14 protein-coding genes are annotated in these 12553 nt (G+C 65.6%); 7 read left to right on the plus strand and 7 right to left on the minus strand.

The features are described from left to right. Positions 1 to 88: 88 nt before the first annotated feature. Positions 89 to 376, minus strand: coding sequence for a hypothetical protein (locus tag ACXJL8_RS05270; RefSeq protein ID WP_456617885.1), 288 nt, complete (start codon positions 374 to 376; stop codon positions 89 to 91). Positions 377 to 512: 136 nt separating this feature from the next. Between ACXJL8_RS05270 and ACXJL8_RS05275 the strand changes: the two genes are divergently transcribed. Together ACXJL8_RS05275 and ACXJL8_RS05280 are read left to right on the plus strand one after the other, a co-directional pair. Next, positions 513 to 851: a hypothetical protein gene (locus ACXJL8_RS05275; protein ID WP_456617886.1), complete on the plus strand. Its 339-nt coding sequence runs from the start codon at positions 513 to 515 to the stop codon at positions 849 to 851. Positions 852 to 1061: 210 nt separating this feature from the next. Continuing rightward, complete coding sequence (locus tag ACXJL8_RS05280; protein ID WP_456617887.1) at positions 1062 to 1346, plus strand: hypothetical protein; 285 nt, start codon at positions 1062 to 1064, stop codon at positions 1344 to 1346. Positions 1347 to 1424: 78 nt separating this feature from the next. Here the strand turns inward: ACXJL8_RS05280 and ACXJL8_RS05285 are convergent, their stop codons facing one another. Beyond that, positions 1425 to 2651 (minus strand): lytic murein transglycosylase, encoded by a 1227-nt coding sequence (locus ACXJL8_RS05285; RefSeq protein WP_456617888.1) that lies wholly within the window; start codon positions 2649 to 2651, stop codon positions 1425 to 1427. A gap of 7 nt (positions 2652 to 2658) precedes the next feature. Next, entirely contained in the window at positions 2659 to 4308 is a 1650-nt protein-coding gene (ettA, locus tag ACXJL8_RS05290; protein ID WP_456617889.1) for an energy-dependent translational throttle protein EttA, read from the minus strand. A gap of 236 nt (positions 4309 to 4544) precedes the next feature. On the opposite strand from ettA, the gene ACXJL8_RS05295 reads away from it, so the two are divergent. Next, positions 4545 to 4760, plus strand: coding sequence for a hypothetical protein (locus ACXJL8_RS05295; protein WP_456617890.1), 216 nt, complete (start codon positions 4545 to 4547; stop codon positions 4758 to 4760). Between the two features lie 127 nt (positions 4761 to 4887). Next, positions 4888 to 5850 (plus strand): D-2-hydroxyacid dehydrogenase family protein, encoded by a 963-nt coding sequence (locus tag ACXJL8_RS05300; RefSeq protein WP_456617891.1) that lies wholly within the window; start codon positions 4888 to 4890, stop codon positions 5848 to 5850. Between the two features lie 57 nt (positions 5851 to 5907). Here ACXJL8_RS05300 and ACXJL8_RS05305 read toward each other — a convergent pair whose 3' ends face one another. Next, positions 5908 to 7095 (minus strand): L,D-transpeptidase family protein, encoded by a 1188-nt coding sequence (locus ACXJL8_RS05305; protein WP_456617892.1) that lies wholly within the window; start codon positions 7093 to 7095, stop codon positions 5908 to 5910. 367 nt (positions 7096 to 7462) lie between these two features. On the opposite strand from ACXJL8_RS05305, the gene ACXJL8_RS05310 reads away from it, so the two are divergent. Then, entirely contained in the window at positions 7463 to 8206 is a 744-nt protein-coding gene (locus tag ACXJL8_RS05310) for a hypothetical protein (protein ID WP_456617893.1), read from the plus strand. A gap of 68 nt (positions 8207 to 8274) precedes the next feature. Here the strand turns inward: ACXJL8_RS05310 and sseA are convergent, their stop codons facing one another. The 3 genes from sseA to ACXJL8_RS05325 all read right to left on the minus strand — a co-directional run bounded on the left by sseA (position 8275) and on the right by ACXJL8_RS05325 (position 11012). Beyond that, entirely contained in the window at positions 8275 to 9129 is an 855-nt protein-coding gene (gene sseA, locus ACXJL8_RS05315; RefSeq protein WP_456617894.1) for a 3-mercaptopyruvate sulfurtransferase, read from the minus strand. A gap of 186 nt (positions 9130 to 9315) precedes the next feature. Next, entirely contained in the window at positions 9316 to 9729 is a 414-nt protein-coding gene (locus ACXJL8_RS05320) for a rhodanese-like domain-containing protein (RefSeq protein ID WP_456684701.1), read from the minus strand. Between the two features lie 107 nt (positions 9730 to 9836). Then, a complete protein-coding gene (locus ACXJL8_RS05325; RefSeq protein WP_456684702.1) occupies positions 9837 to 11012 on the minus strand; it encodes a vWA domain-containing protein in 1176 nt (391 codons plus the stop codon). Between the two features lie 124 nt (positions 11013 to 11136). Here ACXJL8_RS05325 and ACXJL8_RS05330 point away from each other — a divergent pair, with 124 nt between their 5' ends. Both ACXJL8_RS05330 and ACXJL8_RS05335 read left to right on the plus strand, forming a co-directional pair. Next, the gene (locus ACXJL8_RS05330; RefSeq protein WP_456618093.1) at positions 11137 to 11382 is read left to right on the plus strand and encodes a GlsB/YeaQ/YmgE family stress response membrane protein; all 246 of its coding nucleotides are present in this window, start codon (positions 11137 to 11139) and stop codon (positions 11380 to 11382) included. Positions 11383 to 11475: 93 nt separating this feature from the next. Continuing rightward, positions 11476 to 12318: an AAA family ATPase gene (locus tag ACXJL8_RS05335; RefSeq protein ID WP_063981465.1), complete on the plus strand. Its 843-nt coding sequence runs from the start codon at positions 11476 to 11478 to the stop codon at positions 12316 to 12318. Positions 12319 to 12553: the final 235 nt, after the last annotated feature.

Below are 12553 nucleotides of genomic sequence, written 5' to 3' on the forward strand. Positions count from 1 at the left end.
CGGTATTTGAAGCTATTCCAAACTGGCCCGGAACCAGCCTAGAACGGCTCTAAAATACGGCGTTGCGCTGGATCAAGATTAGGCTGACCTAGTCGCCGCCACCGCCCCCACCGTCGCCGCCTCCGCAATCCCCACCTCCGCCGCTGTCGCTGCTGGAGCAGCTGCCGCTGTCGGTCGAACTGGTCGAGCTGTCGCTCGAAAACCAGCTCCCCAGCGAGAAGCCGTCACTCGTCCCCGAATAGCTGGTGCCGCTATCCCCGCCCGCAGCGGCGCGCGAGCGCCGCTGGCCGCGGTTCTGGACATGGGTGATCCAGCCATAGCCAATGGCGAAGATGACCCCAGCCGCAATCAGGGTGTTCACCAGCATACTGCCCATCATCGCCTCCGTGGCGGAGCTACTTCCCGTATTGATTGGTCGCACCCGGCAAAGGTGCCGTTCATTGATCATTCAAGCGAAGTATGGAACTTTAGCCGCAACAGTTCCGTGTTCCCGTGTGTGAAAGGTCGAGACTATGAAGAAATCGCTCCTGGCAGCCGCTGCCGCCGCCGTGCTGGCCCTCTCGGCCGCAGGACCCGCCCACGCGCAGCGCGGCGTCGCTGCGGGCGTGGCCGCCGGGATCATCGGCGGCGCCATTGTCGGCGGCGCCCTGGCGTCCCCGTATTATTACGGACCCGGCCCCGGCTACGCATATGGTCCGGGCTACGGCCCCGGCTACTACCCGCCGCGCTACTATGCGCCGGGTCCGGGCTACGTCGCTGACGACTATTACGGCGACGGCTGTGTCTGGCAGAGGCAGCGCTTCTGGGATGGCTACGCCTGGCGCGTCCGTCGCGTCAGAGTCTGTGGCTGACGCTGCAGGCCGGTTCATTACGGATGCGCCGTTCATCTCGGGGCCTGAAAAAGACCGCTTTTTCTCGTCACAGCTCCGTGTGCGTTTACCGTGGATTGACCATTTGCGCGCTTCCTAGCTGCAAGGCCAATTCCATCAGCGTGTGCGTGAACCTTTGAAACCCGGGCGCCTCTAACAGAGTGAGCCCATTCTCTCAGGAGAGCCAAGAGCATGAAGAAGACTTTAGTTGCCGCCCTCACGGTTGCGACGGTCGCCGGTTCGCTGGTCACCGCCACTCCGTCTGCCAAAGCCGGTGACAACATCGGCGCCGGAATCGCAGCCGGCCTGATCGGCGGCGCCATCGTGGGCGGCGCCATCGCGTCGAGCCGCCCGGCCTATGGCGGCCCCGTCTATGTCGCCGAGCCCGGCCCGCCGCCCCCGCCCTGCTACTGGCAGCGCCAGCGCTACTGGGACGGCTACGGCTGGGTCGTTCGCCCGGTTCGCGTCTGCTACTGATCTGATCGCACGGCGCCTACGCGCCGCGATCGAAGCCCGGCCGAGCCTCTCGGCCGGGCTTTTTCTTTTGGCGCGCGCTCAGCGCGCAGCCTGGATCGAGCGCAGCACCTCTTCGCTCGGCCAGCAATCGACCTTGAGGCCCGCCGACTTCTGATAGGCGCCGAGCGCGGCGCGGGTCTGCATGCCGGCCTTGCCGTCGATCTTGTCCTTGTAGAGCCCGACGCGCGTGAGCCCGCGCTGCATCGCCTCGACATCCTTCGTCCGCATTTGCTTCGAGGCCGACCACGGCGTCGCGAACGGCAGCGGGCTCGTCATGCGGTCGCTGAGATGGCCGACGAACAGCACGTAGAGGTCGGAGAAATTGTATTCCTTGATGACGAAGTAGTTCTTCGTGGTCAGGAACGACGGACCGTAGATGCCTTCCGGCTGTAACAGCGAGGCCGGCTGCGCCTGCTCGGCGGCACTCAGCTTTTGTCCGCGCACCGGCACAAAGCCCTCGCGCAGCCATTGTCCGATCGGCTTCGTCACCTCGGGCACGCCGCTGGTGCAATCGACCTTGGCCGGCGCCTGCACCTCATAGGCCCAGCGCACGCCGCTCTGCCAGCCCTTGTTGACGAGCTGCTGCGCGGCGGAGGCCAGCGCGTCCGGCACCGAGTGCCAGATGTCGATGCGGCCGTCGCGGTCGAAATCGACGCCGTGCTTGTAATATTCGGACGGCAGGAATTGCGTGAGCCCGGTGGCGCCGGCCCAGGACGAGCGCATGTCCTTGCGCGTCACCACGCCCTCGCCGAGAATCTTCAGCGAGAGAATGAACTCGTTGCGATAGGTGTCCTTGCGGCGGCCGACATAAGCCTGTGTCGCCAGCACGCGGACGAGATCGTAAGGCAGCGTGTAGCGGCCATAATCGGTCTCGCGACCCCAGATCGCCAGCATGACCGTTGCCGGCACACCGGAGCTCTTCTCGATGTCCGTCAGCGCCGGACGATATTTTTGCAGCAGCCGCTGCCCCTCGCCCGCAAGGCGTGCGATCGAGGCGTCCCTGACGTAATCCGCAGGCACCTGCACGAACTCGGCCTGCGACGGCGCGCCGGTCGCGGGCCGCCCGGGCAGGATCAGGTCAGGCAGCTTGTAGTCGGGCTCGAGCCCGCGTGTCTGCTGGTCGAACGTCGCGCGCGACACGCCGGCAGCCTGCGCCTCGGGCCAGAGCGAGGCGATGAACTGGGTGAAAGCCGCGTCGGCGGCGCGGGCGGGCGACAAGCTGCACGTGACAAGGATCACCGCAGCGATGAGCGCCCCCCGCATCATGCCGCCATCACCGCGTCAGCTTCTTGTACTTGACGCGATGGGGAATGATGCTGTCCTGGCCGAGACGGCGCATCTTGTCCTTCTCGTAGTCCTGGAAGTTGCCCTCGAACCATTCGACATGGCTGTCGCCCTCGAAGGCGAGGATGTGGGTCGCGATGCGGTCGAGGAACCAGCGATCATGGCTGATGATGACGGCGCAGCCGGCAAAATCCTCCAGCGCCTCTTCGAGCGCGCGCAGCGTGTCGACGTCGAGGTCGTTGGTCGGTTCGTCGAGCAGCAGGACGTTGGCGCCGGACTTCAGCATCTTGGCGAGATGCACGCGGTTGCGTTCACCGCCCGAGAGCGCGCCGACCTTCTTCTGCTGGTCGGCACCCTTGAAGTTGAACGACGAGCAATAGCCGCGCGAGTTCACTTCCTTCTTGCCGAGCAGGATCAGCTCGTTGCCGCCGGAGATTTCCTCCCACACGTTCTTGCTGCCATCGAGCGCGTCGCGCGACTGGTCGACATAGCCGAGATGCACGGTCTCGCCGACCGTGATGGTGCCGTTGTCCGGCGTTTCCTGCTTGGTGATCATCTTGAACAGCGTGGTCTTGCCGGCGCCGTTGGCGCCGATCACGCCGACGATGCCGCCGGGCGGCAGCTTGAAGGTGAGATCGTCGATCAGGAGGCGATCGCCAAAGCCTTTGCTGAGGCCCTCGAAGTCGACCACATTGGCACCGAGCCGCTCGGCGACGGGAATGATGATCTGCGCGGTCTGGGTCTGCTTCTCGCTCGCCTTCTTGAGCAGATCCTCGTAGCGCTGGTAGCGCGCCTTGGATTTGGCCTGACGTGCCTTCGGCGATGAGGCGACCCACTCCTGCTCGCGGGCGAGCGTCTTCTGGTGCGCGGCGTCCTCACGGCCTTCCTGCTCCAGCCGCTTCTGCTTCTGCACCAGCCAGGACGAGTAGTTGCCCTCGTAGGGAATCCCCTTGCCGCGGTCGAGCTCGAGGATCCAGCCGGTGACGTTGTCGAGGAAGTAGCGATCGTGGGTCACGATCAGGATCGCACCGGGATAGTTGCGCAGATGGCCTTCCAGCCACGCCACCGACTCGGCGTCGAGATGGTTGGTCGGCTCGTCGAGCAGCAGGAGCTCGGGCTGGTCGAGCAGCAGCTTGCACAGCGCGACGCGGCGGCGCTCACCGCCGGAGAGTTTCGTCACATCGGCATCATCGGGCGGGCAACGCAGCGCGTCCATGGCCTGGTCGACCTTGCTGTCGAGATCCCAGAGGCCCTGGGCCTCGATCTCGTCCTGCAGCTTGGTCATCTCGTCGGCGGTCTCCTCGGAATAATTCATCGCCAGCTCATTGTAGCGATCGAGGATGGCCTTCTGCTTGGCGACGCCCAGCATGACGTTGTCGCGCACGGAGAGCGTCGGATCGAGATGCGGCTCCTGCTCGAGATAGCCGACGCGGGCACCCTCGGCGACCCAGGCCTCGCCGTTGTACTCCTTGTCGAGGCCGGCCATGATCCTGAGCAGGGTCGACTTGCCCGAGCCGTTGACACCGAGCACGCCGATCTTGGCGTCCGGGTAGAACGACAAGTGAACGTTATCGAGCACCTTGCGGGTCGGGTAGCTCTTGGTCAGGCCCTGCATGAAGTAGACGAATTGGCGCGCCATCGGTCCCGAAAACCTTCGATTTGAGGAAATTTGCTTGCCGCCGATGTAGCGATCCCGCCCCCAAAGGGCAATGTTTTCCCTCCGTTCACCACGGATGAATACGGGACGGACACCATGCTGACGCCAATCCGGACAATTGAAACCATTTTTTAATAAAGCAGGCCAAAGCTCGTTCACGGCGCCGGAAAAGACGCCACCCGCGGCAGAAGCGGCGGGGAGAACAGCGAGGCCGCACCATGGCTCTGACCGAGACCAATTCCTTTCCCGTTCCGGCAGAAGCCGGCAGCACCTCCGCGCTCGTCACGGAGCTCAAGGGCTTCTGGAAGCGCTTCTTCACCACGGCCTTCAATCCATACCGGCCCGAGCTGCACTACATGCGCGGCCCCGGCCCCGCCTGGCGCGCCAAGCACGGCATGGATGCGCCGGTCCGCCTGAAGCCGCGCGACCTCTGAACCCTTCGTCCCTAGCGGATTTTTGAAACGTCGGCGGCTTGCGCGCAGGTGTGATTGCGCGCAACCATGGCCCAGTTCCAATGATGGCGCTCCCGCCTGCGCCACCCCTTGCCCTGGATGAACGCTGATGACGCGGTTGCGCTGTGCAATTCTCGACGACTATTTCAACCTCGCCCTCGACGTCGCCGACTGGTCGAAACTCTCCGACCGCCTCGACGTCACCGTGTTCAGCCATCCCTTCGCCTCCGAGCAGGCGGCGGCCAGCGCGCTCGCCGATTTCGAGATCATCTGCGCGATGCGCGAACGCACCGCATTCCCCAGGAGCCTGTTCGAGGCGCTGCCGAAGCTGAAGCTGCTGCTGACCTCCGGAATGCGTAACGCCTCGATCGACATGGACGCCGCGAAGGCGCGCAATGTGGCGATCGGCGGCACGCAATATTCCCGCGACCCCACCGCGCCGCTCGCCATGGGCCTGATCCTGGAACTGACCCGCGGCATCGGCCGCGAGAACGCGCGCATGCATGCGGGCGAGCCCTGGCAGACCTTTGCCGGCACCGAGATCGAAGGCCGCACGCTCGGCATCGTCGGGCTCGGCAAGCTCGGCAGCAAGATGGCGGGCATCGCGAAAGCGTTCGGCATGAACGTGATCGCCTGGAGCCCGAACCTGACGCCGGAGAAGTGCAAGGAGGCCGGCGTCGGCTACGCCAGCAAGGAAGAGCTGTTCACAAAGGCTGATATCATCACCATCCACGTCGTGCTGAGCGAGCGTTCGCGCGGCCTGGTTGGAGCTGCCGATCTCGCGCGGATGAAGCCGACCGCCTTCCTCGTCAACACCGCGCGCGGGCCGATCGTGGACGAGGCGGCGCTGCTGGCGGCGTTGCAGCAGAAGAAGATCGCGGGCGCCGGCATCGACGTGTTCTCGGTCGAGCCGTTGCCGGTCGATCATCCGTTCCGCAAGCTCGACAACCTCGTGCTGACGCCACATCTCGGCTACGCGACGGAGGACGGATTGCGCATTCATTACGGCCAGATGGTCGAGGCGATCGACGCCTGGACCAAGGGCGGCGAGCTGCCGCGCAAGCTGGCCTGAACGACAAAGGGCGTGCCGACAGCACGCCCTTTTGCAAACTGAGTTTTCGCGGAACGCCTAGCGCACGGTGACCGGCGCGGGCAGCGGCGGCACCACCGTCGGCTGCGTGCCCGGGACCGGACCAGCCTGGGCAGCCATCGGAGCCGGACCAGCAGCACCGGGCACGGGCGCAGCGGACGCGGTCGCCGTTCCCGGCGGCGGGCCACCCGGCATCACCACCACGCGGGTGCCGACCTTGACCCGATCAAAGAGGTCGGAGACGTCCTCGTTCAGCATGCCGATGCAACCGGAGGAGACGAACTTGCCGATCGTCGAGGGCTGATTGGTGCCGTGGATGCGGTACACGGTCGAGCCGAGATACATCGCGCGGGCGCCGAGCGGATTGCCGGGACCGCCGGCCATGAAGCGCGGCAGATAGGGCTGGCGCTCGATCATCTCCGTCGGCGGATGCCAATCCGGCCACTCGGCCTTGCGGGTGATCTTCTGCACGCCGGTCCAGGTGAAACCGTCGCGGCCGACACGGACGCCGTAGCGGATCGCACGGCCATTGCCGAGCACGTAATAGAGGTAGGTGTTCGGAGTATCGACGATCAGCGTTCCGGCCGGCTCCTTGGTCGCCAGCGAGACTTCCTGACGGCGCAGGTTCTGCGGCAACTGCGCCGGAGCGGCGTCGGGCTGCTCCTCGGGCGGCAGCGAAGCAATCGACATCGGCCGGCCATCGGCGCCAAGGGCGGGCTGCTGCGAGACCGCTCCGGTCGCGGCCGGGCCACCGACGGCCTCCGGCGGTCGCAGGCCGTCGCTGCCAGGCGCCTGGCCCGGACGGTCGGCATAGATCACCGCCGGCGGACCGGCGGGGCGGCCATAGCGGGGATCGTCCGGTGACATCACCGGGCCCTGTGGCGGGGCGGCGGAATAGACGGGGGCGCCGGCAGGACGGCCGTAACGGGGATCATCCGGCGACATCACTGGGCCCTGCGGCGGGGCGGCGGAGTAGACGGGAGGGCCAGCCGGGCGGCCATAACGCGGATCATCGACCGGACCRGGCGGCGGCAGCGCCGCCTGCGGCATGCCGTCGTCGTCATCTTCCAGCGCGTCGAAATTCGGGGTGCGGTCGCCGGGGCGATATTCGGCCGGGGCGCCATAGCCCGGCGCCTGCTGGACCGGATAGCTCTGGGCGTGAGCGAGCGAGGTTCCCGCCGCAGCGACTGTTGCGGCAGCGCATATCGTCAGAAAATGTTTGATCATCATCGCTCTTGTATAGTCCCCGGGCCCCGTCCGGACCGTTAACGGCCAGATGACCGAAGATAGCGGCACATTCAAGACATGACAGGCCGATTTGGCCCGATTTAGCGATTTGTGATGCAAGCTCACACCGTTGCTCCGTTGCATCACGGGGGCGGAAATCGCATCGGGCCGTAGATTGCCGGAGTCCTGGCCCCGAATTTAGGGGAACGGCACGGAATCGTTGCGGTATGTTCGAATCAGCCTGATTCGCCTCCGCTTTGAGCTTCGATCCCCGCGTGGCGAACGCGGCAATCAGTACCGTCACCGCGTTCAGATGGCTCAAGGGCCCCAGCCACCACCCGCCGGGGCGGAAATTCGTAACCCGTCGATGCTTCCCGGCTTTCGCTTCCTGTTTGCCGCGATCCTGCTGTCAACCTCCATCCTGGTGTTCGGCCTCGGCGCCGCCGCGCTGCTGCGGGCGACGCACGAGCAGTACGTCACCAACCCGTCCTGGCGGAATGGCCCGCAGGAACAGGTGTTCGCGCAGGCGTCCGAACCGGCACAGCCGGTGCTTGCGGCCTTGCGCGCGGAGCCGGAGGCGGCCGCGCCAGCCCCGTCGCTGCGGGACCAGGTTCCGACCATCGCGCTGCCGGCGAGCGAGCCCGAGCAGGCCGCTACGGTGACCACCGAGACGACCGCACAGGCCGAGCCGCAAGTCACTGAGGCCACGCCGGCAGCCGAACCGGCAACGACGGAAGCCGCCGCGCCAGCCACGACCGACACGCTCACCGTCGCCGACACCACGGCATCCATCCCCGTGGACAAGGTTGCGGCTGCCGCCGCCGGCGAACCGCCGTCGACTGAGACCAGTGCCGCCTTGGCATCTTCAGCACTCGACATGGCGAATGCCAGGTTCGCCACGTTCAACGATCCGGCGACCACGGCCTGGAAGGATCCACCGGAGAAGGCCAAGGCCGCCGCCAGCGCGCCGGAGAGCAAGGCGACCAAGCGCAGTGCGAAGGCGAAGAAGCGCCGCCACATCGTGCGGCGCCCGCCGCCACCGGTTCAACAGACCTACGATCCGTTCGCGCCGCAACAGCCCGCGCTCGCCGCGACGGCGCGCGCGCGCTGACGCCGCTTAACCTCTCCCCGCAAGCGGGGYGAGGGAGCGCACCTTCGCCTGCGGCCGCTATTAACGCCTCACGCCGGCCCGGTCGCGACCGGGGGGCCGCCGGCCTGGCCCCATTCCGACCATGAGCCGTCATAGAGCGCGGTGTCGGTGATGCCGAGGCGATAGAGCGCGAGTGTCAGCACGCCGGCCGAAACGCCGGAGCCGCAGCTGGTCACGATCGGCGCGTCGAGCTTGACGCCGGCGCTCGCGAAAGCGGCGCGCAGATCATCGAGCGGCTTCATCGTGCCGGTCGCAGCATCGAACAGCAGATTGTAGGGCACGTTGCGCGCGCCGGGGATGTGACCGGAGCGGATGCCGGCCCGCGGCTCCGGCGCGCGGCCCTCGAAACGGTCGGCGGCGCGCGCGTCGATCACCTGCTCGGCGCGGCTTTCGACATTGGCCACGAGCTGCTGCATGCTGCGCACGCGGTTTGAATCGTAGCTCGCCTTGAAGGTCGCCGGCTTCGGCCTCACCTCGCCGCTCTCGATGGGACGCCCCTCGGCGCGCCACTTCTTCAGGCCACCGTTGAGGATGCGCACATTGCCGTGGCCGAAAGCCAGGAACATCCACCACGCGCGCGGCGCCGCAACCCAGCCGCCGGCATCGTAGATCACGACGGTGTCGGTATTGGCGATGCCGAGTTGGCCTGCGTCGCGGCCGAACTGCTCGGCGCTCGGATACATGTGCGGCAGCGGGTTGGAATGGTCCGACACCGCATCGACGTCGAAGAACACCGCGCCCGGCAGATGGGCTGCGAGATAATCGTCCTTCGGCAGCGGCAGCACGCCCGGCAGCTTGAAGCTGGCGTCGAGCACTTTGACGTTGGCGTCACTGATGTGGGCGGCGAGCCATTCGGTGGAGACGAGGGGATCGGTGGGGGTCATGGGATGTCTTTCTTGTCGTTCCGAAGTTGAAGCAATGCGCATCAAACTCCGCTGTCATCGCCCGGCTTGACCGGGCGATCCAGTATTCCAGAGGCGGTTGTGATTGAGCGGATGGGCCGCGGCGTACTGGATTCCCCGCTTTCGCGGGGAATGACAGCGGAGATCGGAGCGACAGCGAAGCACCCCTCACCCCTTCTTCTTCGGCTCCCATTGCTCCACCGGCCCGCCGGCGTCGCGCCAGGCGGCGTAGCCGCCGGCGATGTGGGCGACGGGCTTCAGGCCCWTGTCCTGCGCGGTCTTGGCGGCGAGCGCGGAGCGCAAGCCGCCGGCGCAGTGGAACACGAACTTCTTGTCCTCCTGGAACACCGGCTTGGCATAGGGGCTCTGCGGATCGATCCAGAATTCGAGCATGCCGCGGGTGCAGGCGAACGCGCCGGGGATACGGCCGTCGCGCTCGATCTCGCGGGGGTCGCGGATGTCGACGATGACGACGTCGCCGTTCTTGGAGATCTCGATGGCGTCCTTGGCGGTGAGCGTCTCGATCTCGGCATTGGCCTCGTCGATCAGCGCCTTGATGCCGCGGGTGATGGTCTGGGGCATGGGTCTTCCCTTCTTCTCTTCCGTCGTTCCGGGGCGATGCGAAGCATCGAACCCGGAACCTCGAGATTCCGGGTTCGCGCTGCGCGCGCCCCGGAATGACAGCAGCGCTAGTGCGTCAATTCCTTCATCGCGCCTTCCAGACCTTCGATCGTGATCGGGAACATGCGGTTGGTGAAGATGCGTTTGATGATGGTGGTGGATTCCGAATAATCCCAGTGCTTCTGCGCGACCGGATTGAGCCACACCGAATGCGGATAGGTGCGGATGATGCGGTCGAGCCAGACCGAGCCGGGCTCCTCGTTGACATGCTCGACCGAGCCGCCGGGCACCATGATCTCGTAAGGCGACATCGAGGCGTCGCCGACGAACACGACCTTGTAGTCGTGCGGGTATTTGTGCAGCACGTCCCAGGTCGGCGTGCGGTCGGTGAAGCGCCGCTTGTTCTGCTTCCACACGCCCTCATAGAGGCAGTTGTGGAAGTAGAAATACTCCATGTGCTTGAACTCGCTCTTCGCCGCCGAGAACAATTCCTCGACCTGCTCGATATGCGCGTCCATCGAGCCGCCGATGTCGAAGAACACCAAAAGCTTCACCGCATTGCGCCGCTCGGGGCGCATGTGGACGTCGAGATAGCCGTGATTGGCGGTCTCGCGGATGGTGGTGTCGAGATCGAGCTCGTCCGGCGCGCCGGTGCGGGCGAACTTGYGCAGGCGGCGCAGCGCCACCTTGATGTTGCGGATGCCGAGCTCGACATTGCCGTCGAGATCCTTGAACTCGCGCTTGTCCCACACCTTCACGGCGCGGTTGTTGCGGTTCTTCTCCTGGCCGATGCGGACGCCTTCGGGATTGTAGCCGTGGGCGCCGAACGGCGAGGTGCCTGCGGTGCCGATCCACTTCGAGCCGCCCTGGTGCCGGCCCTTCTGCTCCTCGAGCCGCTTCTTCAGGGTCTCCATGAGCTTGTCCCAGCCCATGGCCTCGATCTGCTTCTTCTCTTCGTCGGTCAGGTATTTCTCGGCGAGCTTCTTCAGCCACTCCGCGGGGATCTCGGCCCCCTCCATGGCCTCGAGCAGGCTTTCCAGCCCCTTGAACACGGTGCCGAAGACCCGGTCGAACTTGTCGAGGTTGCGCTCGTCCTTCACCAGCGAGGCGCGCGACAGATAGTAGAAGTTCTCGACCGTGTAGTCCGCGAGGTCGGCGTCGAGCGCCTCCATCAGCGTGAGGTATTCGCGCAGCGTCACGGGGACCTGCGCGTCGCGCAATGAGGTGAAGAATTGCAGGAACATGAGTGACAGATTGCCCGTCGGGTGGCCGGCGTCAAGGGGCGCCAGCGACGGCGGAGGCCTAGACCGGCAGGGTTTTTGCTCTAGAATTGCCGGACTTGTGACTTTCTTTTTGGGGGCGTTTTCGATGGGAATTATCGCGGCACTGGTCATCGGCGCGATCGCAGGCTGGCTCGCGGGCAAGATTGTCCATGGGGCGGGATTTGGCCTGATCGGCAATATCGTGGTCGGCATCATCGGTGCGCTGGTTGCAGGCTGGGTGCTGCCGCAGCTTGGCGTCAGCCTCGGCGGTGGCATGCTCCGCGACATCCTCAGCGCCACCATCGGCGCGGTGATTGTGCTCGTCATCCTTTCGCTGATAAAACGGGCCTGAAAGCCTGACCGAACCAGGAACGGCCGCCTCGGGCGGCCGTTCCCATGTCGCGACCAGGGCGTTGCCTCGGCCGACGACCAACAAGGACGTGCGATGAAATTTACCGGCACCAAGGACTATGTTGCAACCGACGATCTCAAGGTCGCGGTCAATGCCTCGATCGTGCTGGAGCGCCCGCTGCTCATCAAGGGCGAGCCCGGCACCGGCAAGACGGTGCTGGCCGAGGAAGTGGCGAAGGCGCTGAACGCGCCGCTGCTGACCTGGCACATCAAGTCCACCACCAAGGCGCAGCAGGGCCTCTATGAATACGACGCGGTGTCGCGCCTGCGCGACAGCCAGCTCGGCGATGCGCGGGTGTCCGACATCAGGAACTACATCAAGCGCGGCAAGCTGTGGGACGCCTTCACCGCCGAGCAGCGCCCTGTGCTGCTGATCGACGAGATCGACAAGGCCGACATCGAATTCCCGAACGACCTCTTGCTCGAGCTCGACCGCATGGAATTCCATGTCTACGAGACCGGCGAGACGATCAAGGCCAAGCAGCGCCCGATCATGATGATCACCTCCAACAACGAGAAGGAGCTGCCCGACGCGTTCCTGCGCCGCTGCTTCTTCCACTACATCAAGTTCCCCGACGCCGACACCATGGGCCGCATCGTCGACGTCCACTTCCCCGGCATCAAGAAGCGCCTGGTGGAAGAGGCGCTGCGGATCTTCTTCGAGGTGCGCGAGGTGCCCGGCCTGAAGAAGAAGCCCTCGACCTCCGAGCTGCTCGACTGGCTGAAGCTGCTGCTCAACGAGGACATGAGCGTCGAGCAGCTCCGCGAACGCGACCCGCGCAAGCTCATTCCGCCGCTGCACGGCGCGCTGCTCAAGAACGAGCAGGACGTGCATCTGTTCGAGCGGCTGGCGTTCCTGAGCCGGCGGGAAGTGTAGGTCTCTCGTGTCCCGGACGCGCTGCAGCGTGCAACGCTGCTGCGCAGAGCCGGGACCCAGAAGGCGACACGAATTGCTCGGAGACATGGGCCCCGGCTCTGCAGCGCACCGCTGAAGTAGCGCTGCGCTGCGTCCGGGGCACGAGAGCGGAGTTTGGCGCGAGACCTCCTCCACCTCGTCATTGCGAGCGCAGCGAAGCAATCCAGAATCCCTCCGCGGAAAGACTCTGGATTGC

Source organism: Bradyrhizobium sp. P5_C11_2, from assembly GCF_054049755.1.

Bases quoted from the DNA above. Each gene is read 5' to 3' on its own strand.
- ACXJL8_RS05295 (WP_456617890.1), top strand. From the start codon at position 4,545: ATGGCTCTGACCGAGACCAATTCCTTTCCCGTTCCGGCAGAAGCCGGC.
- ACXJL8_RS05270 (WP_456617885.1), bottom strand. From the start codon at position 376: ATGGGCAGTATGCTGGTGAACACCCTGATTGCGGCTGGGGTCATCTTC.
- ACXJL8_RS05300 (WP_456617891.1), top strand. From the start codon at position 4,888: ATGACGCGGTTGCGCTGTGCAATTCTCGACGACTATTTCAACCTCGCC.
- sseA (WP_456617894.1), bottom strand. From the start codon at position 9,129: ATGACCCCCACCGATCCCCTCGTCTCCACCGAATGGCTCGCCGCCCAC.
- ACXJL8_RS05330 (WP_456618093.1), top strand. From the start codon at position 11,137: ATGGGAATTATCGCGGCACTGGTCATCGGCGCGATCGCAGGCTGGCTC.
- ACXJL8_RS05275 (WP_456617886.1), top strand. From the start codon at position 513: ATGAAGAAATCGCTCCTGGCAGCCGCTGCCGCCGCCGTGCTGGCCCTC.
- ettA (WP_456617889.1), bottom strand. From the start codon at position 4,308: ATGGCGCGCCAATTCGTCTACTTCATGCAGGGCCTGACCAAGAGCTAC.
- ACXJL8_RS05280 (WP_456617887.1), top strand. From the start codon at position 1,062: ATGAAGAAGACTTTAGTTGCCGCCCTCACGGTTGCGACGGTCGCCGGT.
- ACXJL8_RS05335 (WP_063981465.1), top strand. From the start codon at position 11,476: ATGAAATTTACCGGCACCAAGGACTATGTTGCAACCGACGATCTCAAG.
- ACXJL8_RS05285 (WP_456617888.1), bottom strand. From the start codon at position 2,651: ATGATGCGGGGGGCGCTCATCGCTGCGGTGATCCTTGTCACGTGCAGC.
- ACXJL8_RS05310 (WP_456617893.1), top strand. From the start codon at position 7,463: ATGCTTCCCGGCTTTCGCTTCCTGTTTGCCGCGATCCTGCTGTCAACC.